Origin of the sequence: Celeribacter naphthalenivorans (genome assembly GCF_020524585.1) — a bacterium.
Lineage (GTDB): Bacteria > Pseudomonadota > Alphaproteobacteria > Rhodobacterales > Rhodobacteraceae > Celeribacter > Celeribacter naphthalenivorans.
This window is the reverse complement of record NZ_JAIVLK010000008.1, coordinates 163,277-185,552: the sequence shown is the minus strand read 5'-3', so window position 1 is coordinate 185,552 and position 22,276 is coordinate 163,277. Positions and strand designations below refer to the sequence as shown.

The 22,276-nt window shown below is 60.3% G+C and carries 20 protein-coding genes; 11 read left to right on the top strand and 9 right to left on the bottom strand.

Annotated elements, in window-relative coordinates; translation table 11 throughout:
- Positions 1–214: 214 nt before the first annotated feature.
- The 10 genes from cpaB (at position 215) to LC094_RS17710 (ending at position 10,616) form a co-directional block, all read left to right on the top strand.
- Entirely contained in the window at positions 215–1,057 is an 843-nt protein-coding gene (gene cpaB, locus LC094_RS17755) for a Flp pilus assembly protein CpaB (protein WP_226554136.1), read from the top strand.
- Positions 1,058–1,341: 284 nt separating this feature from the next.
- Entirely contained in the window at positions 1,342–2,751 is a 1,410-nt protein-coding gene (locus LC094_RS17750; protein ID WP_226554135.1) for a type II and III secretion system protein family protein, read from the top strand.
- A gap of 4 nt (positions 2,752–2,755) precedes the next feature.
- Positions 2,756–3,421, top strand: a complete 666-nt coding sequence (locus tag LC094_RS17745) for an OmpA family protein (protein WP_226554134.1) — start codon at positions 2,756–2,758, stop codon at positions 3,419–3,421.
- Positions 3,422–3,697: 276 nt separating this feature from the next.
- Positions 3,698–4,951, top strand: a complete 1,254-nt coding sequence (locus LC094_RS17740; RefSeq protein ID WP_226554133.1) for an AAA family ATPase — start codon at positions 3,698–3,700, stop codon at positions 4,949–4,951.
- A gap of 47 nt (positions 4,952–4,998) precedes the next feature.
- Positions 4,999–6,453 (top strand): CpaF family protein, encoded by a 1,455-nt coding sequence (locus LC094_RS17735; protein WP_226554132.1) that lies wholly within the window; start codon positions 4,999–5,001, stop codon positions 6,451–6,453.
- Between the two features lie 15 nt (positions 6,454–6,468).
- A complete protein-coding gene (locus tag LC094_RS17730) occupies positions 6,469–7,440 on the top strand; it encodes a type II secretion system F family protein (RefSeq protein WP_226554131.1) in 972 nt (323 codons plus the stop codon).
- Between the two features lie 19 nt (positions 7,441–7,459).
- Entirely contained in the window at positions 7,460–8,446 is a 987-nt protein-coding gene (locus LC094_RS17725; protein WP_226554130.1) for a type II secretion system F family protein, read from the top strand.
- A 46-nt stretch (positions 8,447–8,492) separates the two neighbouring features.
- Positions 8,493–9,083 (top strand): tetratricopeptide repeat protein, encoded by a 591-nt coding sequence (locus tag LC094_RS17720; RefSeq protein ID WP_226554129.1) that lies wholly within the window; start codon positions 8,493–8,495, stop codon positions 9,081–9,083.
- A 148-nt stretch (positions 9,084–9,231) separates the two neighbouring features.
- The gene (locus LC094_RS17715; protein WP_226554128.1) at positions 9,232–10,107 is read left to right on the top strand and encodes a tetratricopeptide repeat protein; all 876 of its coding nucleotides are present in this window, start codon (positions 9,232–9,234) and stop codon (positions 10,105–10,107) included.
- 8 nt (positions 10,108–10,115) lie between these two features.
- The gene (locus tag LC094_RS17710) at positions 10,116–10,616 is read left to right on the top strand and encodes an A24 family peptidase (RefSeq protein ID WP_226554127.1); all 501 of its coding nucleotides are present in this window, start codon (positions 10,116–10,118) and stop codon (positions 10,614–10,616) included.
- Positions 10,617–10,748: 132 nt separating this feature from the next.
- Here the strand turns inward: LC094_RS17710 and LC094_RS17705 are convergent, their stop codons facing one another.
- Entirely contained in the window at positions 10,749–12,383 is a 1,635-nt protein-coding gene (locus LC094_RS17705) for a hypothetical protein (RefSeq protein ID WP_226554126.1), read from the bottom strand.
- A gap of 275 nt (positions 12,384–12,658) precedes the next feature.
- Between LC094_RS17705 and LC094_RS17700 the strand changes: the two genes are divergently transcribed.
- The gene (locus LC094_RS17700; protein ID WP_226554125.1) at positions 12,659–13,972 is read left to right on the top strand and encodes a P-loop NTPase family protein; all 1,314 of its coding nucleotides are present in this window, start codon (positions 12,659–12,661) and stop codon (positions 13,970–13,972) included.
- Positions 13,973–14,052: 80 nt separating this feature from the next.
- Here the strand turns inward: LC094_RS17700 and LC094_RS17695 are convergent, their stop codons facing one another.
- The 8 genes from LC094_RS17695 to tolR form a co-directional block, all read right to left on the bottom strand.
- Entirely contained in the window at positions 14,053–14,355 is a 303-nt protein-coding gene (locus LC094_RS17695; RefSeq protein ID WP_226554124.1) for a chorismate mutase, read from the bottom strand.
- Between the two features lie 126 nt (positions 14,356–14,481).
- A complete protein-coding gene (gene ftsH / locus LC094_RS17690) occupies positions 14,482–16,437 on the bottom strand; it encodes an ATP-dependent zinc metalloprotease FtsH (RefSeq protein WP_226554123.1) in 1,956 nt (651 codons plus the stop codon).
- A 56-nt stretch (positions 16,438–16,493) separates the two neighbouring features.
- A complete protein-coding gene (gene tilS / locus LC094_RS17685; protein WP_226554122.1) occupies positions 16,494–17,753 on the bottom strand; it encodes a tRNA lysidine(34) synthetase TilS in 1,260 nt (419 codons plus the stop codon).
- 10 nt (positions 17,754–17,763) lie between these two features.
- The gene (ybgF, locus tag LC094_RS17680; RefSeq protein WP_226554121.1) at positions 17,764–18,600 is read right to left on the bottom strand and encodes a tol-pal system protein YbgF; all 837 of its coding nucleotides are present in this window, start codon (positions 18,598–18,600) and stop codon (positions 17,764–17,766) included.
- A gap of 12 nt (positions 18,601–18,612) precedes the next feature.
- Positions 18,613–19,146 carry a peptidoglycan-associated lipoprotein Pal gene (gene pal, locus LC094_RS17675; RefSeq protein ID WP_226554120.1) on the bottom strand — a complete coding sequence of 178 codons (534 nt, stop codon included), beginning with the start codon at positions 19,144–19,146 and terminating at the stop codon, positions 18,613–18,615.
- 97 nt (positions 19,147–19,243) lie between these two features.
- The gene (tolB, locus tag LC094_RS17670) at positions 19,244–20,593 is read right to left on the bottom strand and encodes a Tol-Pal system beta propeller repeat protein TolB (RefSeq protein ID WP_404815043.1); all 1,350 of its coding nucleotides are present in this window, start codon (positions 20,591–20,593) and stop codon (positions 19,244–19,246) included.
- The gene (locus LC094_RS17665) at positions 20,590–21,768 is read right to left on the bottom strand and encodes an energy transducer TonB (protein WP_226554119.1); all 1,179 of its coding nucleotides are present in this window, start codon (positions 21,766–21,768) and stop codon (positions 20,590–20,592) included. The genes tolB and LC094_RS17665 overlap by 4 nt, the downstream gene beginning before the upstream one ends.
- Positions 21,769–21,804: 36 nt before the next feature.
- Complete coding sequence (gene tolR / locus LC094_RS17660; RefSeq protein WP_226554118.1) at positions 21,805–22,275, bottom strand: protein TolR; 471 nt, start codon at positions 22,273–22,275, stop codon at positions 21,805–21,807.
- Position 22,276: the final 1 nt, after the last annotated feature.

The window sequence follows — 22,276 nt, the reverse complement described above, 5'->3', positions numbered from 1 at the left end:
GTTTGAAAACGCCACCTGTGCCATCGCGGCAGAGCATATCGGCCCATCTCGACAGATCGAGAACAGCCCGCGCAAATCGGGGGGTTTGTTCCGGAATATGCAAAAATTCATGCCAGCGCCGCCTTGGCACCACCGAAATGCCTTATTTGACTGAAAAGTTAAGAGTGTATCGCGAGGGGAGAAATCTGTCCTCCGCAAGAAAGGGACGACTGTTATGCGTATCATTTTCGGATTGGTCCTCGTCATCGGGGTCGCACTGGCGGGATTTGCCGTTCATATGACGCGGGGCTACCTGTCGACATATCAGGCAGAGCTTGACCGGGAGAAGGCCATGCGCTCCTCTTCCGTCCAGACCGAAGAAATTTACGTTGCCCTCGAACAACTGACCTATGGCGAACCGATCCTGCCGGAAAAGGTGAAAAAAGTGCTTTGGCCGGTGGACGCCATCCCCGCCCAGCCCTTTATGACCGAAGAACAGCTTTTCCCGGAAGGCCCCGACGTGCTGCGCGCTGCTCTGCGCACCATCGAGCCGATGGAGCCGCTCATGGGCGCGAAAGTCACACGTCCGGGTGAAAAGGCCGGTGTTGCGGCTCGCCTGTCTAAGGGCATGCGTGCCTTTGCCATCCGAGTGGACGTCAGCTCAGGCGTTTCGGGCCTGTTGCGCCCCGGCGACCGTGTCGATGTCTATTGGACCGGCCGTCTGCCGAACGCCGCGAGCGAAACCACAAAGCTGATCCAATCCTCCATGCCGCTGGTCGCCGTCGACCAATCCGCCGACGAAGAACGCCAGACCACCGTGATCGCCCGCACCGTGACCGTCGAGGCGACCCCGACAGAAGTCGCCGCCCTGGCCACGGCGCAAAGCACCGGGCGCCTGTCCCTGGCGCTGGTCGGACGCGATGACGACACAGTCGTGGCCGGTGTCGAGATCGACAAGAACACGCTTTTGGGCATCGAAGAGCAGGAATATGTCGAGGCGCCAAGCGAAGAAGTCTGCACGATCCGCACCCGCAAGGGCGGCGAGATAATCGTGACCCAGATCCCCTGCGCAGACTAAAAAACCGGCAAAACCGTCCCTGCCGGGATTCGAATTTACACTGTTTGCGCCAAACCTGCATCGGGTTTGGCGCATTCGTTTTTTATGAATTCACATCAAAGACTTGGCCCAAACCATTCACCATCCCGAACAAAGCCAGTCATTTTGACCTTGTGACTTATCCACATCACAAACAACGCCCAAGAGATTGATTATTGCAAAAAAAGTTAATTTACCGCATGTTCGAAGACAATTGGACCGTCAGAGTCCGTTCTTGAGGCGTGGTCGATCAGAGGCAGGATCACATGAAAATGTTGAATATGTTCAAGGCCGCCCTCGTCGGGTGTGCCCTAATCGGTGCAGCACCCCATGGGGCGTTTGCAGACAAACTCCGTGTTATGACCGGGTCTCCTTCGGGCGTTCTGAACGTTCCGATGAACCGCGCCGTGGTGGTCGAAAGCGACGAACCCTTCGCAGAGATCTCGGTCGCCAACGCAGAGATTGCGGATATTTCCACCCTGTCGGATCGCACGATCTACGTCCTGGGCCGCACCCCCGGCCTGACGACGATCACGCTTTTGGCGCCGAACGGCTCGCTGATCACCAACGTTCAAGTGCAGGTCACCCCGGATGTGACCGAGTTCAAGGAACGCCTGCGTCAGATCATGCCGAACGAAACGATCGAGGTGCGCACCGCCAATGACGGCATCGTGCTGTCGGGCGTTATTTCCTCGGTCACCATGATGGAACGCGCTGTCGAACTCGCCGAGCGCTATGCGCCGGGTCGCGTGTCCAACCTGTTGAACATCGGCGGCACCCAGCAGGTGATGCTGAAAGTGCGTTTCGCCGAAATGACGCGTTCTGTGTCCAAGAACCTGTCTTCCTCCATCGGCATCGCCAGCACGAATGTTGCCGGGTCCAGCGGCACTTGGCTGAGCGCAAACAACTCTGCCGCGGCGATTGCGCAAAACGGCGGCGTCACGGTGAGCGAGGGAACTCTCGGCGCACTGAACATCGGCGGATCAATCGGCAACACCCAGCTTTCTGTCCTGCTTGAAGCCATGGAAGAAAAAGGCCTCGTCCGTACGTTGGCCGAGCCGAATCTGACGGCACTGTCCGGCCAACAGGCCAAATTCCTCGCCGGTGGCGAATATCCGATCCCGGTGTCCAGCGAGGACGGCATTTACATCGACTTCAAACCCTTCGGTGTGGAACTTGAGTTCGTGCCCCGCGTGGTCAATGGCGATCAGATCAACCTTGAAATGCGCGCCGCCGTTTCCGGGATCGACTCGACCGTCAACTACTCGGTAGATGGCTTTACGCTGAACTCGTTCAAACGTCGTGAAACCTCCACCACAGTCGAGCTGCGTGATGGCCAGAGCTTTGCCATCGCGGGCCTCTTGCAGGACGACTTCGAAGATCTCGTCGGTCAGGTGCCGTGGTTGGGCGACATCCCGGTTCTGGGGGCACTGTTCCGCTCCACCGATTATTCGCGCCGTCAATCCGAGCTGGTGATCATCGTCACCCCGCATCTGGTGACGCCGACCAACGGTCTGGCTCTGGCCCTGCCGACGGATCGCGTCAAAATCCCGACCGAGAGCGATTTGTTCCTCTTTGGCAAAACCTTTGGCGGTACCTCCGCGCCGCAATCCGGCAGCGCTGCCGAAGTTGCGAAACAGGACTTCTCCGGGTCCTATGGCTATGTGATGGAGTAAGGACATGCGGGATACTTTGAAACTGACCCTCGCCGCCTCTGCCCTTTTGGCGCTTGGCGCGTGCTCCGATCAACCGGCAGGCTCTTCTTGGTTCCAAGAGGCCGGCGGCTATCTCGACAGCGGCACTTTCGGCAATGCGACCATGAACAACACGTTGGTTCAGACCGGTCAGCTGAGCTACGTGATCGACCTGAACGAACGCTTTGCCTCGCAGGTTCCGGCCACCGTGAATTTTGAATTCAACTCCGCGGTGCTCGATGGCGTGGCACGAGATGCGATCCGCAAACAGGCGCATTTCATGGCGCAATTCCCCGAAGTCCGCTTCCGCGTCTACGGCCACACCGATCTCGTCGGCTCGCCCGCCTATAACAAATCGCTCGGCCTGCGCCGCGCAAAAGCCGTCGTCGCCGAACTGGCCCGCAACGGCATTTCGCGCTCGCGTCTCGAGGCGATGGTCTCCTACGGCGAAACCCAGCCGCTCATCGTGACCCAGGACCCGGAACGCAAAAACCGCCGCACGGTCACCGAAGTCTCGGGCTTCGTCGAAAACTCGAACCTCGTGATGGACAGCCGTTACGCCGAGATCATTCACCGCGAATATATCGAAAGCGCCACGGCCCCGTCCGATCTGGTCGATTTCGGCAGCCGTGAGATCAACCCGGGCGACTAAAGAGTTTCTCGACACAGCACTCAATATGAACAATGGGGCCAAACCTGCGCGGGTTTGGCCCCATTCGCGTTCATATCGTCCCAGATTAGCGAATTATTACGCGATTTCGGCCCTATTGTTGCCCCAGTTGCCCGGCACCTTACCCCCAATGGGAGCAGTATGTCCGACCTGTGAGTCGGGCAGACGCGCCAGGGGAAATGGGGTGTTGGGTCTTTATCTTTCAAAGACTTGGCGAAAAATGGATCCTGGCGTTCGAGTAAAAGGACGCTTTGAGCAATGACGAGTGAAGCTCTATTGCAAAACGACCCGGCCCCGCTGGTTGCCTGTACGATCAGCCGGGACGTACAGAATTTCGATCTTCTGATCGAGGATATGGAGAGCGAACTGGGCGAAGCCTGGGGCGATCTTTCCTTTGAAGATGCGCGACAATTTTTCCGGCAACCGGAGAGCGGCGGTCTGAAATTCGTGGCCATTGCCCTCGATCAGGAAGACGAAAGCCTTTTGGCGATGATCGCCGACCTGATCAAATCGGCCAAGGTTCAGGGCATCAAGGTGATCCTGATCGCCGACGAGGTCTCGCCGATGGCGCTGCACCAGCTTTTGCAACTGGGCGCTGAGGATTTCATCCCCTACCCGCTTCCGGAGCAGGCACTCCACGATGCGATCGAGCGGCTGAACGCCCCGCGCAAAGTGCCCGCGGTCGATTTCATCGAGGCCTCCTTGCCCGTCCCCGCAAAACACGGCGGCGCAAACGGGATTATCCTGCCTGTCCACTCCATCGCCGGCGGCACCGGGGCCACGACGATTGCCGTGAACCTCGCTTGGGAATTGGCCACGATCGAAAAGAAAGGTCCGCAGCCGCGCGTGCTTCTGATCGATCTCAACCTGCAATTCGGTTCGGTCTCGACCTATCTCGATCTCCCGCGTCGCGAGGCCGTCTATGAATTGCTGTCCTCGACCGAAAGCATGGACGACGATGTGTTCAAGGGCGCCTTGATGAATTTCAACGACAAGCTGTCGGTGCTGACCGCGCCGACGGAGGTCTTGCCGCTCGACTTCATCGAACCCGTCGATGTCGAGCGCCTGCTCGACAAGGCGCGGGCGCATTTCGACTATGTGATCGTCGATATGCCGACGACGCTGGTGGCCTGGACCGAGACCGTTCTGACCGCGGCAGAATTCTATTTCGCGCCCATCGAGCTCGATCTGCGCTCGGCGCAGAACATTCTGCGCCTGCGCAATGCGCTGCGGGCCGAGGAACTGCCGTTCGAAAAGATGCGCTTCCTGTTGAACCGTGCGCCCAAAGGGATGGACCTCTCGGCCAAGGCGCGGATCAAACGCATGGCGGAAAACCTCGAGATTGCCATCGAGGTGCAATTCCCCGACGGCGGTCGCCCAGTGCGCGAGGCCTGCGATCAGGGCATGCCTTTGGGGCTTGAAGCCACGAAAAACCCGCTGCGCAAGGAGATCCACAAACTGGCCGCCTCCTTGCACGCCCGCCAGACCGAACAGCTTGAGGCCGCACAATAAGGTCCCGCAAGGTCCCGCCTCGGTGGGCCAAATGAGGTAAGAGACAGATGTTTTCGCGATATAAGAAGTCAGAGACCCAAAAGGCGGCGCCCGTCGCGGCGACGGCCGCGCCAAGTGCTCAGGCGAACCCTGAGCCCAAGGCCGCAAAGCCCGTCAAAGCTGCGGCGCCCGCACAGAAACCGACCAGCCGCGCGGCCCAGCCGACGCCGATGGACAAGGAACGCCGCCGCAAGGAGCGTCTCAGCGAAATCAAAGTGGAGATGCACAAGCGTCTTCTCGAAGACCTCAACCTCTCAGCCCTTGAAACCGCTGCGGAAAAGGACCTCAGATCCGAGATTTCCGACATCACCGCCGAGTTTCTGGCCGATCAGGGGCTGGTGCTCAACCGCGATGAACGGATCACCCTGAACCAGGACCTCTACGATGAGGTGCGTGGTCTCGGGCCCCTTGAGCCGCTTTTGAAAGACGAAAGCGTCAACGATATTCTGGTCAACGGCCCGCAACAGATTTTCGTCGAACGCGCCGGTAAACTCGAACTGTCCGACATCACCTTTAAAGACGAAAAGCACCTCTTGCGGATCATCGACAAGATCGTCTCCGCCGTGGGCCGACGCGTCGATGAATCGAACCCCTACGTTGACGCCCGTCTCAAGGACGGGTCGCGTTTCAACGCCATGGTGCCGCCCGTCGCGGTGGACGGTTCGCTCGTCTCCATTCGTAAGTTCAAAAAGGAAAAGCTCGGGATCGACGATCTCGTCCGCTTCGGCGCCTTCACCGAAGAAATGGCCGCCTATCTTCAGGCCGCCGTCTCCACCCGTCTCAATGTGATTGTGTCGGGCGGTACGGGCTCCGGGAAAACCACGACGCTGAACGCGCTGTCTTCCTTTATCGACAATGACGAACGCATCCTCACGATCGAGGATACGGCGGAACTTCAGCTGCAACAGACCCACGTCGGTCGAATGGAAAGCCGACCCGCCAACGTCGAGGGCAAAGGCGCCGTGACCCAGCGCGACTGTTTGCGCAACGCGCTTCGGATGCGTCCGGACCGGATCATCGTGGGGGAAACCCGTGGTGAAGAGGTGATCGACATGTTGCAGGCCATGAACACCGGCCACGACGGGTCGATGACCACGATTCACGCCAACTCCGCGCGCGATGGCGTGTCGCGTCTGGAAAACATGATCGCCATGGCCGGGATCGAGATGCCTTTGAAAGCCGTGCGCTCGCAAATCTCCTCGGCTGTGAACCTGATCGTGCAGGCTTCGCGTCTGCAAGACGGTTCGCGCCGCATGGTTTCGATCACCGAGGTAACCGGCATGGAAGGCGATGTGATTTCGATGCAGGAAGTCTTTCGCTTCCAACGCACCGGGCTGACGCCTGACAATAAAATCATCGGTCATTTCACCGCGACCGGCGTGCGGAGCCATTATTCCGAACGCTTCCGCATGTGGGGTTACGATTTGCCGCCGTCGCTCTTCGAGCCGACAAACCCGCGTTAAGAGAGGACGACGATCATGGTCATTTCTATGGAACCCGTCATTTACATCGTGATTTTCGTCGCGGTGCTTGCCTTGGTCGAAGGCATTTACCTGACGGTGTTCGGCAAGTCGATCTCGCTGAATTCGCGGGTCAACCGCCGTTACGAGCTTTTGGAAAAGGGCACGGGCGACCGCGAAGAGGTGCTCAACCAGCTCCGCAAGGAGATGAGCCAACACCTCAAATCGCGCAAGGTCCCGCTCTATTCCGTACTGGCTGAAAAGGCGCAAAAGGCCAATATCGCCTTCTCCCCGCTACAGCTTTTGCTGGTGATGGGGCTGTTGGGCATGGTCGCCTTTGTCGGTCTCTCGATTGGCACCGCCGCCTCGATGCCGATCCGTGTGGTGGTCTCCATCGCCATGGGCATCGGCGCGGTTTACGTCTGGATTCAGACCAAGGCCAAGAAACGCCTCGCGCTTATCGAGGAACAGCTCCCTGATGCGGTCGAATTGATGGTGCGCAGCCTGCGCGTCGGCCACCCGTTCTCCAACGCGCTCAACATCGTCGCCAAGGAGGTCCCCGACCCTCTCGGCACCGAAATGGGCGTCATCGCGGATGAAAGCGCCTATGGTCGCGACGTGGGCGAAGCTCTCAAAGACATGGCCGAACGGCTCGACATGCAGGATTTGCGCTTCCTCGCGGTGGCCGTGGCGATCCAACAGCAATCGGGCGGCAACCTCGCCGAGGTGCTCGACGGTCTGTCGAAAGTGATCCGCTCGCGCTTCAAACTGTTCCGCCGGGTCAAGGCGATCACCGCCGAGGCAAAATGGTCCGGCAACTTCCTGTCTGGCTTCCCGCTTTTGGCGCTTTTGGCGATCTCGCTGGCGAAACCCGATTATTACGACACGGTCAAAGGCACGCCGGCCTTCATTCCCGCCTGTCTGGTCGTCGGCGGCTTCCTCGTTGCGAATCTCTTCGTGATGAAAAGCCTCGTGAACATCAAGGTCTGAGACGGAAAGGACACCGATCATGCAAGAGCTGTTTTCTTCCATCCTGGGCGAACAACTTGGCCCCTTCGGCCCGCTGATCCTGATGGGCACATTGGGCGCCGTGTTGATCCTCTTCACCCTGCCGGTGCTTTTGAAAAAGAAACGCGACCCGATGGATCGCCTGCGCGAACAAACCCAGTCGACCAAGGCTACCGCCAAGGGAAAATCCCCGGCCAAGCTGCGTTACGACAACAAGAAAGGCGCCAAGCTCGAGAAATATTCCGCCTTCCTCGAGCCCCAGAACGAAGAAGAATACTCCGCCGCCCAGCTCAAGATGATTCAGGCGGGGTATCGGACGAAAAACGCCGTGCGCATGTTCCACTTTGCGCAATTCGCGATGGGTCTGAGTGCGCTGGGGTTTGGTCTGATCTATGCGCTGATGAAATCCTCCGAACAGGAAATGACCCCGAAATCCCTGTTCCTGACCGTGCTTCTGCCCGCGACGATCGGGTATATGTTGCCGAAATACTGGGTCACGCGTCGGGTCGAGACCCGCAAGGAAGAGATCATCAACGGCTTCCCGGACGCGCTCGATTTGATGCTCGTCTGCGTCGAGGCCGGGCAATCTCTGGATCAGGCCATCATCCGCGTTTCGAAAGAAATCCGCTCCGGCTTTCCGGCGCTGGCCGATGAGTTCGAAATCGTCTCCTATGAGATCAAGGCCGGCAAGGACAAATCCATCGTGCTCAAGGACATGGCCGAACGCTGTGGCGTGCCCGATGTGGCCTCTTTCGTCACCGTTCTGATCCAGTCGCAGCAATTCGGCACCTCGATCGCCGACGCGCTTCGGATTTATGCTGCAGAAATGCGAGATAAACGCGTGATGCGCGCCGAAGAGGCTGCAAACAAGTTGCCTACCAAGATGACCCTTGCCACAATGATGCTGACCGTGCCGCCGCTTCTGATCATTCTGATCGGCCCGTCGGTGTATGACATCTACATCATGCTCGGTGAGAACAGCTTCTGATCTTCGGATCATCGGCCTCACCGGCGAGACAACAGCAAGGGACATCATGTCTCCACGATTTTCGCGCGCGGCCTTCGGGCCCGCGCCTTACGTCTTTCTCATGGGCCTCTCTCTTCTGGCCGCCTGCCAGGACGGCGGGCTGAAACCGCTTCGCGATACCGGGGCCTATGCCCCCGCGGGCGTCGATGCCTCTGAGCGATCCGTCGACGGCCTCATCGTCGGTCACAGGTTGATGGCGGCTGGCGAATATGAGCTTGCGCTCAAGGCCTATTACCGCGCCGCCGCGCATCATGGCATGACGGTCGACACGCTTTCCGCCATCGGCTCTGCCAAGCTTCGCCTCGGGCGATTGGGACAGGCCGAAGCGGACCTGCGCCGCGCCGTCGAACTTGACGACACTTTCGTGCCCGCCTGGAACAATCTGGGGGTCATTTTGATGGAGCAGAACGAGTTTGGCGAAGCTGAACGGGTGTTCCGCACCGCCTTCGCGCTCGACAGTGGCCAATCTGCCGAAATTCGCGAGAATTTGCGCTTGGCACTCGCTAAACTCGAAAATCCTGAGTATAGTGAGCCCTACGAGAGCAATTTCACCTTGGTGCGACGCGGGACGGGAGAATATCTGATCCTTGCGCGCTGAGACGGCCAGAGACCCGAAAACGGGCCGGACGTCAAAAACAAGGCGAGACCAGAGATGAGGCAAACCGGGTCAAAAGGCGCAAAGCCACGAGGATCAATCCTCAGACGCCCGAGCAGACAAGAGGTGGCAGGCACCCATGACCAACATCATGACCCCTATTTTCCTGCGCAAGCAGACCGTGATCACGCTCGCGCTGATGGGCACTGTCGCCCTTTCGGCATGTCAGAAACCCTTTGGCGGTGATGTCCGCCGGGCCGACACCTCTGTGAATGCCATCGATGGCACCGGGCTCTCGGACATCATGCTGAACGCCGCCGATCCGGCCGAAGCCGTGTCTTATTTCTCGCGCGCCGTTGGCGAAAACCCGGACCGCATAGACCTGCGCCGCGGTCTTGCGCAATCCTTGATCCGCGCAGGCCAAAACGACGCGGCCGTCTCCGCATGGAAAGCCGTTGTCGGCCATAAAGAGGCGACCAGTGACGACCGTGTGGACTATGCCGACGCGCTCATTCGCACCGGCGAATGGAAACAGGCCGAAGCGGAACTCGACAGCGTGCCGCCGACCCATGAAACCTACAAACGCTATCGCTTGGAGGCGATGATCGCCGACAGCAATCAGGAATGGAAAAACGCCGACAGTTTCTACCAGACCGCCGCGGGTCTGACCACGCGCCCCTCTGGCGTGCTCAACAACTGGGGCTATTCGAAACTGACGCGGGGCGAATATAAAGAGGCTGAAAAGCTGTTTGCCCAAGCGATCACCTACGATCCCTCGCTTTTCACCGCCAAAAACAACCTCATTCTGGCCCGTGGCGCGCAGGGCAAATACGACCTGCCGGTGATGGAAATGTCCCAGACCGAACGCGCTCAGCTCTTGTACACGCTGGGTCTTGCGGCCGTGAAAGCGGGCGATGTCGCCATCGGCAAGGGTCTGATCAAGGACGCGATCGACACCCATCCGCAGCATTTCGAAGCCGCCGTGCGCTCGCTCCGCGCGCTTGAGGCCAACGTCAGCAACGGCTGAGGAATACCATGATTTCCCTGTCTCCTCAGGCCGCGCTCTGGTTTCTTGTGCCGGTCGCCGTGGTGTCCTTTGTCGCGGCCTTCAATGATCTGAAACGCATGAAATTGCCCAATGCGGTCGTGATGGCCCTGGCCGCGATCTATGTGGTCATGGGGCCGTTTCTCTTGCCTTTCGATCAATATCTCTGGGGCTTTGCCCATGCGGCGGTGATGTATGTCGTGGCGCTTTTCGCCTATGCCTATCTGGGCGTCGGCGCAGGCGACGGCAAATTCGCGGTCGCCATGTCGATGTTCATCCCTTTCTCCGACTTGGGGGCCGTCCTAATGCTGTTTGCGGCCTTTCTTTTGGGCGCTTTCGTGGCGCATCGCATCGCCCGCGCCATTCCCGCCATTCGTCGCGCAACGCCGGATTGGGTGTCCTGGGAACACAAGAAATTTCCGATGGGTCTGGCCCTGACGGGCACGATGGTGACCTATCTGGTGCTGGCGGCAGTGATCAGGGCGCTCTGAGAAAAGCGCATATGCGCCCCACGCTCTCGTCTGGCGTTAACCTTAATCTGATTAACCTTAACGCCAGATCAAACGCCAAAGGAGCAGAGATAGCCACTCCCTAAAGGTTGGGCGGAAGGCAGGGCGAAGCCCTCACTCCTTCACAATCGGATAGACCAGCATCATCGGATCACGCAGCGGCGGGCGCAGGGTCAGCCCGGCCTGCTCAATCGCTTCCAAAGCATGGCGCTGGGTCGAGACATCAATCGGACAGGTCGGGACGATGATGGCATCGGCATGCTCAATCCCCGGCACCCCGGAATAATACCACGGCGCCCCCCCTTCGAGCGGCGCGAAACCACCCAAAATCCAGATGCCCGAGGCAATATCGGCCACGAAAAACTCGCTCTCGGGCGGGAAGTTGAACGGCGGCTGTTTCAAACGGTCCGCCATATAGCTATGGAGCGCCACTTCGCCGGCCTGAAGCGTACAGCGCGGCAGCGTCTCGCCCAGAAACGTCACCGCCTCAAAGCGTTCGTTTTCGATAACATAGGGGGCAAGCTCGGGATACCGATCCACCATCGCCTCGCGCCCCAAGACCATGCTCGTGCGGTCGGATTTGACGAAAATATCCGGGATCTCGGAGCGCGTCGCGAATTGCGGCACATAGTCGTCGGCCTTCACCGCGAAAAGTCGGAAGGGGCTTGTGACGATGTTCTGCAACGAGGGTGCGATCAGAGCAAAGGCCACCAGCGCCAGAGCAGAGACCGCGTTGCGCGCATCGGCGTTGAACAGCACGCGCTGGCCCCGCATGGGCCGCTGCGCCATGAGCAACAGGCACAAAAGGATCAGCCAGGTCGGATCATTGCCGAAATTCTGATAGGTCACATAGATGAACCCCGGCGCGAGGAGCAAAAGCAAGAGCCCCGCCATGGCCTGCCCCGACTGACGCAGGACGATCACCGAGAGGATCAAACTCAGGCTTCCAATTAGGAACCGCGGCGCATTCATCACTTCGATCAGCGACATCCCCGGCGCGGCACGCGTGCCCGAGCGCGTGACGGTCAAGAGATCGTTGATATAGGCCGGAAAGAAATCGACGCCGTAAACCGCAACCATGACACCGGCCACCACCAGCCCCGTCGCGATCCCCGCCACAAGGCTGCGCATCGCGCCACGCATGAGGAACCCGAGCGCCACAGGCAAGACGAAGGCCACGAAATACGTCGGCTTGATCAAGGCCAGAACCGCCAGCAACAGCCCCGCGATGACACCATCGAGACGCGGCGCCTTGCGGCCCTCGAGAGGCGGCAGAACAGCGAGCAAAATCACGATGAAAGATGCCGCCCAAGCCCAGCGGTTGTAATACATCGACACAGAAATCGCGGTGACATTTTCACCATGCACAAGCGCCAGAACAAGTGCCATGATCACCGCACCAAAGACCCAGGCCGACAGCCCCCTGAGACGTGACACCGCCACCCAAAGCACCATCGGCGCCAGAAGCACGGCGATCAGCACCTGCGCCGCGATAAAGGCCATGCCCATGCCGAGCCCCGCCTTGGCAAAGGCCAAAATCGGCAAAAAGGCCAAAATCCCGATGGGCGTGGAAAAATCGAGATGCGGCACCTGCCTGTCCAGCATGCGCAACAGAATCTCAATCATATGCGCCGCATCGCCTTCGTGCCGGTCGAGATAGAGCCCGGATTTCGCCAAAGCGAATCCCCCGAACACACAGATCAAAACCGCGAGAAATGCCGCATATTTCCCGGCCGAAATTCTTGTCATACTGCCTGCCTCATGCATCGCGCGTTCACTTCCGGGTATAAGGTGTTTCGACACCTCAATCACACCCCGAATTCCGCCGAAAAGCTGCTCATAGCGATGGCGGATCGCTTTCGTTCATTTTTGCGAAAGATTATGGCCAAACACTGGGTTTTGCAAAGGCAGCGTCGAAAACCCTGCCGAAAATCTTGGCTTTGGCGCCGGGGATTCGTACACTCGCGCAAAAGAGACACCGCGTCGCCCCATGAGGCACGCAAGGCGCATAGAGAGAGCAGAGCATGAACATGGAAGTCACCCCCAATGTGATCGCGCCGGTCCAGCCGCGGCGGGCGGAAGAGACGGGTCTGTCGCCCGTGATGATGCGCGACATCGTGTTGAAAACGATGTTCCGCACCAACCTCGAACAGGTCTCGCGCCTGTCTCAGGTGCTGGCTTTGCCGATCTCCGTGACGCAGGATCTGGTCGACAGAGCCCGCGAACAGGGCATGGTCGAAGCCACGGGGACGATGCACGCGGGCGCGGGCTCAGAGATGGGGTTTCGCCTCTCGGACACCGGCAAAGCGCGCGCCTTGGACGCGCTCAGCCAGTCGGAATATTACGGCGCCATGCCGATCCCGCTTGAGAAATACGCCGAACAGGTCAAACGCCAATCCGTGCGCAACATGAAGGTGACGCGCGATGCCTTGCTGGGCGCGATGGGGCATCTGATCCTGCCGCCCGATCTGTTGGACCAGCTCGGGCCTGCGGTGGGCGCCGGGCGCTCGATTCTGATGTACGGGCCGCCGGGGAACGGGAAATCCTCGATCTCCAACGGCATTCGCGATGCCTTGGGCGATCTGATCTATGTGCCGCGCGCGATTGAGTACAACGGCTCAGTGATCACGGTCTATGACCCCTTGATGCATGTAAAACGCGAAGATGCGGATGACGATGCGAACGCGCTGCGCAAAACCGCGAACCGCTTTGATCGGCGCTATGTGCGCTGTGAGCGGCCTTCGGTGGTGACCGGGGGCGAACTGTCGCTCGACATGCTCGATCTGGTCTATAACCCGACCGCGCGGACCTATCAGGCGCCCTTGCAGCTCAAATCCACCGGCGGGATTTTCATCGTCGACGACCTTGGTCGACAAGAAGAACCGCCGCAGAAACTGGTGAACCGTTGGATTGTGCCGCTCGAAGAGAGCAAGGATATTCTGGCGCTTCAATCGGGCGAAAAATTCGAAGTGCCTTTCGACACGCTGGTGATTTTCTCGACCAACTTCCACCCGAACAAGATCTTCGATACCGCCGCTTTGCGCCGGATTTTCTACAAGATCAAGATCGACGGGCCGGATCAGGCGGGGTTCCTGAAAATCTTCGCCATGGTCGCGCGCAAGAAAAAGATGCCCTTGGATGAGGCCTCTTTGGTCTATCTGTTGAAAGAGAAATACCCGACCATCGACAATGTCTACGCCAACTATCAGCCGGTCTTCTTGATCGATCAGATGATCTCGATCTGCGAATTCGAGGACATCCCCTATCAGATGACGCCCGAACTGGTGGACCGCGCCTGGGCCAACATGTTCGTCGAAGAAAGCGAATTCGCGCATTGATGTCGCGCAGCGCTGAAAACACAAACGCCCCTGTTACGGGGCGTTTGTTGAGTATTTAACCCAAAGAAAAAGTCTCGCGGTTAGGCACTCGGCCCTAACACACGTTCTTCGCGGGCGATCATGGCATCGACCATCAAGGCCCACATCTGACGTGCCAGAGCCGGTTCGAACCCGGCCTTTTCGGCCTCCGCCTCGACCTTGTCCAAAACATCCTTCACACGATCTTCAATGCGCGCCGGAAGCCCCTCCCCCGGCTTCAACTCCGCCGCACGATCCACATGCGCCTGACGCAGCGCCAAAAGCGCCAGAAGGTCACGGTCGATCTGGTCGATCTGCACCCGCAAATCGGCCATGGTGGAAATCTCTTTGGGCGGTTTGAGCATGGGAAGGTCCTTTTTCTTGGGCTTTATCACGTGCATGCCGCGCAGAAAAGATGCGGGCGGTTTCAATGGCCACAAGGAAAAACCGCGCCTCAATCAGAGACGCGGTTTTCTCATGTGTCAGAGCACTCAAGCGGTGGGTTCCGGCTCCATGCCACCATCGCTTTTCGGCTTTTTCCTGGTCTTCGGAATGGCGGTCACAGAGGGTGCATCCTCGCCCTTGCCGGAGGCGCCACCGTCGCCGTCTTCGCCCGGTTGAGGCGGATTGCCTGCGATCACGCGTTTGATTTCGTCGCCGGTGAGGGTTTCATATTCCAGAAGCCCCAGAGCCAGACGTTCGAATTCCTCGGCATTCTCGGAAATGATCCGGTAAGCCTCGGCATAGCCTTCGTCGATGAAGCGTTTCACCTCTTCCTCGATCAACTCTTTGGTGTGCGCCGAAACGGAGAAGCCCGCGGTGTTGCCGGAGTAGCCTTCGGCGGCCTCGGCGTAGTCGACGTTGCCGACCTTGTCCGACATGCCGTAGCGCATCACCATGGCGCGCGCCAATTGCGAGGCCTGCTGGATGTCGCCGACCGGACCGGAGGAGACTTCGTCTTCGCCGTATTTGAAAATCTCGGCGGCTTTCCCGGCCATGGTCATCGCGATGCGCTGACGCGCCTCGTCCTTGAACATCTGCAACTTGTCCATCTCAGGCAGGCTCATCACCATGCCCAAAGCCCCACCGCGCGGGATGATCGTCGCCTTATAGACCGGATCGCATTTCGGCAGTTTCAGCCCCACGATGGCGTGGCCCGCTTCGTGATAGGCGGTCTTTTCCTTTTGCTCGTCGGTCAAGACCATGGAGCGGCGCTCGGCGCCCATCATGACCTTGTCCTTGGCCTGTTCGAAATCGTCCATCGTCACCTGACGACGCCCGATCCGTGCGGCCATCAAGGCGGCTTCGTTCACGAGGTTTGCGAGATCCGCGCCAGAGAAGCCCGGCGTGCCGCGCGCGATCACGCGCAGGTCGACGTTCGGGCCCAGCGGCACTTTGCGCGCGTGGACGTTGAGGATTTTCTCGCGGCCTTTGATGTCCGGGTTCGGCACGGTGACCTGACGGTCGAACCGGCCCGGACGCAGGAGCGCGGGGTCCAACACGTCGCGGCGGTTGGTCGCGGCCACGATGATGATGCCTTCGTTGGCCTCAAAGCCGTCCATCTCGACCAGCAGCTGGTTGAGCGTCTGTTCGCGCTCGTCGTTGCCGCCACCGTAACCGGCGCCACGGGCACGACCCACGGCGTCGATCTCGTCGATAAAGAGGATACAGGGTGCATTCTTTTTGGCCTGCTCGAACATGTCGCGCACGCGGCTTGCGCCGACGCCCACGAACATCTCGACAAAATCAGAGCCGGAAATGGTGAAGAACGGCACGCCCGCTTCGCCCGCAATGGCCCGCGCCAAAAGCGTCTTACCCGTGCCCGGAGGGCCAACCAGCAAAGCGCCTTTCGGGATTTTACCCCCCAGAGCCGAGAACTTCTGCGGGTTGCGCAGGAATTCGACGATCTCTTCGAGCTCTTCCTTGGCCTCATCAATGCCCGCGACATCGTCAAAGGTCACGCGGCCTTGTTTCTCGGTCAGGAGTTTTGCGCGCGATTTGCCAAAGCCCATCGCACCGCCTTTGCCGCCGCCCTGCATCCGGTTCATGAAATAAATCCACACACCGATGATCAGGAAGATCGGCAGGAAGGACAGAACGAAGGGCATGATGCCGCTTTCTTCCTGCGGCTCGCCTTTGACCTGCACGCCCTCTTCCAAAAGCTGGGACACGAGGCTGTCGTCGCCCGGGTTGATCGTGTATTTGCGCCGGTTGTCAGCACCGGTGAAATACACCCGCTCACCATCGATATCGACAGAGGTGACGGTGCCGTCATCCACTTTCGACATGAATTCGGAATAGGGGACGACTTCCGACGACATCGTGTTCTGATTGCCGCCCAGCACCTGAAACAGGGCCAGAACGAGCATCAAAAGCACGAGCCAGAAGGCGAGATTACGTGCGTTGCCCAAGGGGATCTCCTCGAAATAATCTGGGGTCGCACCCATGATGCATATCACGGGCGCGAAGCTTACCCCTTAAAATAGGCATCCCGGCCCCAAGTTCAATGCGATAAAAGCGATGTATAGAAACCACCTTTCGGGTGGATTAACCGCGCCCGCGCGGCGCCATGGCCCGCAAGCGGCGCCGAAATCAACGTGTTGCCGTCGAAGACCGCAGGAGAGGCCCCCAATGTTTCGCGAGGCGGCGCATCTTTGGGCCGTTCGCCCAGTTGCAAAAGCCCGTCTTCGCCCAAGGCGCGGACAATGAAGTCCTTGTTTTCAAAGCCTTCCACCACCCATCGCCCATCCCAGACCGCCCCCGGCAAAGCCACGGCACCCGCCACGGCGGCATGTTCACGGGTCAGACGAAAACTGTCCTTGCCCCCCAAGAGTCGCACGCCATGCAGCGTCGCATCGCGCCCGCGCATCATGGCAGAAAGAAACTCCTGAAGTTTCATCCCCCTTGGGCCATACTCCGCCGAGGCAATCCACCGCAGGGCGGCGGCCAACAGACGGCGATTCACTTCGGGCGAGCCTTCGGCAAACCGGCGACGATCGATGATCAGATCACCGTGGTCTTCACGCACGCAATCGAGCGCGTGATCATGGGTGGCGAAATCCAGCGCCGAACGCACCTGCCCCAGATGATCCATCACCCGGCCCACCACATGCACGTCGATGCCCAGTTTGGTGAGTTCTTCCATCGCACGGCGCGCTTTGACGCGCTCAAACGCCTCATCGTCATTCGACGGATCGTCGATCCACGGCGCACGCAATTCGCGCAGATATTGCCGCAATTCAAAGCGCTCCTGCATCAACAGGGGCCGCACCCAAGTGATGCCCTCGGAAACCCGCCGCCGCTGCATCCCCGTCAGCCCGTCGATGCCGGAAGCCCGCGCCAGACGCATGAAAAACGTCTCCGCCTGATCGTCGGCAGTATGCGCCAAGGCGATGGTGGAAATGCCGCGCGGCTTGGCCCAGTCAGCCATGAGACGATAGCGCGCCCGCCGCGCCGCGTCTTGCAGATTGCCCGTGCCTTGATAGCCGGACCAGTTCAGCGTTGTGTGTTTGACTTTGAGGCGCTCGGACACTTCGGCGACGAATTGCGCCTCATGCGCAGCCTCGGGGCGCAGCCCGTGATTGACAGTGACGGCCTCAAGCTTGACCCGCTCTTCCGCCGCCCATTCCGCCATCAAATGCAACAGTGCCAGACTGTCGCCCCCGCCAGAGACGGCGACGGCCAGATGGTCCGGTTTGTCGAAAGAAAACGCGGTGGCCACGAAATGCCGAAGCATCGCCCGGTTCGCCGCTTTTTCTTCCATGTTCAGACCCTTACAGTGAGCACCCGCGCAGGGACGCGTCGGTTTGGGCTTGGCTTGCGGCTTGCGAACCGGGGAAGCGCGCGATGACTTCGCCGAACATGACGCAGCCCTTGTCGGTCTGGCCCAAATCGCTCAGAGCGCCCGCCAGACGCAGCAAGGCATCCGGCGCCCGGTCGCCTTCGGGGCTGCCGGAGAAACTGTCGAGATAGGCCCGCGCCGCATCCGCCGTTTGGCCCGAAGCCGACAGGGCTTCGCCGCGCATGAAATGCGCCTCGCCGGTCAGATAGCCCCCGGTGTAGGTCTGGGCGAAATTGCCGAAAGCCGTCGCGGCCTCCGGGTATTTGCCGTTGGTGAACAACGCCATCGCCGCATCGAAATCGCTTTGCTCCGAGAGTGCCAGATCGCCGCCCCCGTCCATCGGAGGCTGATTACCCGGTGTCGGCACGACGACATCCGTGGCCCCCGCTTCACCGCCGATGGGTTTCAGCGGCGGCAGGTTGCCGATGTCACAGCCCGCTTCCAGCTCGCAGAGCCGGAAGTTCAGGTCGTCCAACTGGTTCGTGCCATCGCTCACCACACGGTCGATGCGAAATTCCAGCGCCTCGATCTTGGCCGTCAGATTGGCCAGCGCCGCTTCCATCAGATCGACCCGCTCCTGCGTCCCCGCCCCCGCAAACTGTGTGTTGGGGGCGCCGGTGGTGGACAGCTCGCGCTTGAGCGTGTTGATCTCGACGGAAAGCACGGCGGCTTCCTGACGAATATCGGCCAGCGTCTGCGCGTCCTGGGCGAAGATCGGGGTGCCGAGCGTCAAAGCGCTCAGCGCGGCGGAGAGGAAAAGCGCTTTCATCGTGAGCGATCCTTACATGCCCGCGCCAGCGGCCAGCACGGTCACCGCGCGGCGGTTCTGACTATAGCAGGACTCGTCGGAACAGATCGCGAGCGGACGTTCCTTGCCGTAGGGAATGGTCTTGAGGCGCGACGGGTTCACACCCTGGTTGATCAGATATTCCTGCACGGAGGCCGCACGACGGGCGGAAAGCGCAAAGTTGTAATCGCGCGTGCCCTGCTCATCCGCGTGGCCTTCGATGATCGCGGTGTAGCCCGCGTTTTGGGTCAGCCAGTTGGCCTGACCGGCCAGAACGGTGCGCGCCTCATCGGACAGCGTGGATTGGTCCACCGCGAACAACACGCGATCACCGATGGTCTGGTTGAAATAGGCGACCGAGGTCGGATCGGACGCCGAACCGGCCAGCCCGCCATTGGCACCGGCGCCCGCGCCATTCGCCCCGGCACCACCCGCGCCGAACCGGCCGGGGTTGGTACAGGCGGACAGGCCCAAAGCTGCGATCAAAAGGACGGCACGCGAGGTGCGGGAGGTGAGAATTTTGGTCATGAGGATCTTCCTTTGCGGAAACTCGAAACTGCTCTTCGCAGCGACTATAACACCCTCCCTGCGACTTGGGGAGGGTGACACGATTATTTCAACGGGATCATTTCAAAAGCGGCGACCAGGCGGCGTCAGAGGCCCCCGCATTGGTCGGTACACGTTTGAGATTGCGGCCAGAAATATCCACCGAGTAAAGTGCGCTGGCGCCCGAGGCTCCTTGGCTTTCACGGGTGAACATGATCACGCGACCGTTGGGGGCCCAGCTCGGACCTTCATCGAGGAAAGAGGCGGTCAACAGACGCTCTTCGGAGCCGTCGGTGCGCATCACGCCGATGTGGAAGCGGCCTTGGTTTTGTTTCGTGAAGGCGATGAGATCGCCACGCGGCGACCACACGGGCGTGCCATAGCGCCCCTTGCCCGCCGAGATTCGCCGTGCTTCGCCGCCGTTCGCGGGCATGATGTAGAGCTGCTGCGTGCCGGAGCGGTCAGATTCAAAGACGATCTGCGAACCGTCGGGCGAGAAAGACGGTGCCGTCTCGATCGCGGGCGTGCTGGTCAGACGCACATTCTGCCCGGTCGCAATGTCCATGCGGTAGAGATCGGTATTGGTGCCGGTGGACATGGAATAGACGATGGACTGGCCATCCGGCGAGAAACGCGGCGCAAAGGTCACGGCCTCGGCAGGCACCGGCAGACGCGTGCGCGTCACCGTGCCGACATCGAGCATCATGATCTGCGGCGTGCCGTTTTCATAGGACGTGTAGAGCACCCGGTCGCCGGTCGGCGAAAAGCGCGGCGCGAAGACGATGAAATTGTCGTCCGTGAGATACTGAAGCCCTGCGCCATCGTAATCCATCACGGCAAGACGCTTCAGACGGTCGTTCTTCGGCCCGGTCTCGGACACGAACACAACGCGGCTGTCGAAATAGCCGCCCTCGCCGGTGATCCGGCTATAGACCACATCGGCCACCTTATGCGCGATCCGGCGCCAACTTGTGGTCGAACCACCCAGTTGCAGACCCGATCCCAAAGGCGCCTCGGCGTAGATGTCGAAGACGCGGAATTTCACCGACAGGTTGCCCGAGGCATCCATGCCGACAGCGCCCGTCACGAGGCCCTGCGCATTGATCGCTTTCCAATCCGCATAGGACACGGGCGCGCTAAAATTGGTGACCTGCGAGATATGCGCCGAGGACGGGATTTCCCGGAACAATCCCGTGCCAACCAGATCGGCGGCGATCACTTCAGAGATTTGTTGTGCATATTCTGCGGCTTGCGGCGTCTCGGCGATGAAATCCGGCAGCGCGAGCGGCAGCGGCTCGATCACACCACGGGTGATGTCGAGTTTCAGGGGACCCGGGTCCTGTGCCTGCATCGGCGCGGCTCCGAAAGAGAGCGCGCAGGCAAAAGCACAGGCAAGTGTCGTCAGGCCCAGTGTCTTTAGGCGTTTCATTTGTACCTCATCTGTTCGGGGTCGAACGTCATTTCGATATTGCGCCAATGCGCGTATTTTTCCACCGGCAACGGAAAACCGCTTGCTCCACAGCGGATAATCGCCCGTCGAGCCACCTCAAAAGCGGCGCTCGCGCCCGCCTCAGAGCCGCCCGAATGGGACAAAAGCTTGATGGAGCCGTTCTGCGGCGTGCCATCTTCGTTCATTTGGACACCGACCGTGATCGTGGTCCGCATCGCCTCGGTCGACATGGCGCCAACGTTCCAACATTGCGACACGGCGACCCGCATGCCTTCACGCTCGCCAGAGGTGAGCGGCGGACCGGTCGGGCGCTCGGGCGCGGCAGGCGTGGCGCTTTCGGCGGCCAAGGCGGCAGCCGCCGCAGCGGCGGCTTCGGCCACAGCATCTGTGTTATCTTGCGCCTGTTGCGGTTGCTCTCGGGGTTGTTCTTGCGGCTGTTGTTGCGGTTCCGGTTCCGGCTCACGCGCGGCTTCTGCCTGTGCGGCCAGATTGGCCGGACGCGATTTCGGACGCGGCGACGAGGTCATGCCCGAAGGCCTGTCGGCCTCCGTCACGATCTCCGTCGTGGTTTCCTGGGGTGCTGCCTCTTCGACCGGCTCCTCGACCACCTCGGGGCTTTCGCTGTCCTGATTTGCGGCCTCGACCGGCGCTTCGGAAATCTCCGGCTGCGGCTCGGGCGCGGTCACGACCTGATCGGAAATGCGCGGCACCGGACGTGGCGTCGGGCGCTGATCCGGGATGTCGGGCATATTCGCACCGGGGTCTTCGAGGGAAATCTCCGGCTCGGCCTGCGGCGTGGGCGGGGTCGGCGTCACTTCGACGGGCGGCGTCACGCTGGTTTGCGGCTCCGGCGGTGCATCGGGCGCATCGGGCGGCGGCGTCACGGGCGGCGTGCTTTCGGGCGAGGCCTCTTGGGTCGGGCTCACGTCAGGCGCAGCCTCGGTTTGGGGGGCCTGCAATTGCGGCGCCTCTGCGAAATTCTCGGGCGCCGTGCTGCGCTCGACCATGGCGGCGAATTCGGACTCGGAAATCAGCGCAACCTCTTGCACGGACACGTCCTCCGGTCTCTCGGGGCGCAAGAACAGCCCCCCGAAAAGCATATAGGCGATGAGGCCCAAATGGCCCGCCCCAGAGATATATTGGCCCGCGTTCACGCCGACTGTTCCCTAGTTTCCAGTTTAGTTTCCAGCTTAGTTTCCTGAGCCGTCAAGACGCGGTCCGCCCTGTTCGGTCACGAGGCCGATGGAGCGGAACCCGCCCGCATTGAGCGCGCCCATGACCTGAGCCACACGTTCGTAGGGCACAGATCCGTCGGCACGCAGGAAGACTTTGTCATCGTTGCGCTCGGCGGCGATGGCCTGAAGCTTGGTCACCAGATCATTCTCAGGTGTCTCGTTCTCCATCAAAAGCACCTGCCCGTCGGCGGTGAGCGTGATGGTGAGCGGCTCTTGTTCCTCTTGCGGCAAAGCCGTCGCTGCCGTTTCCGGCAGTTCCACCGGCACGCCGACGGTCATCATCGGAGCGGCCACCATAAAGATGATCAAAAGCACGAGCATCACGTCAACAAAGGGCGTAACGTTGATCTCGCTCATCGCGGCGGGGCGACGGCGACGTCCGCGACGTCCACCTCCACCCTGTTTTTGTACCACACCCGCGCCCATG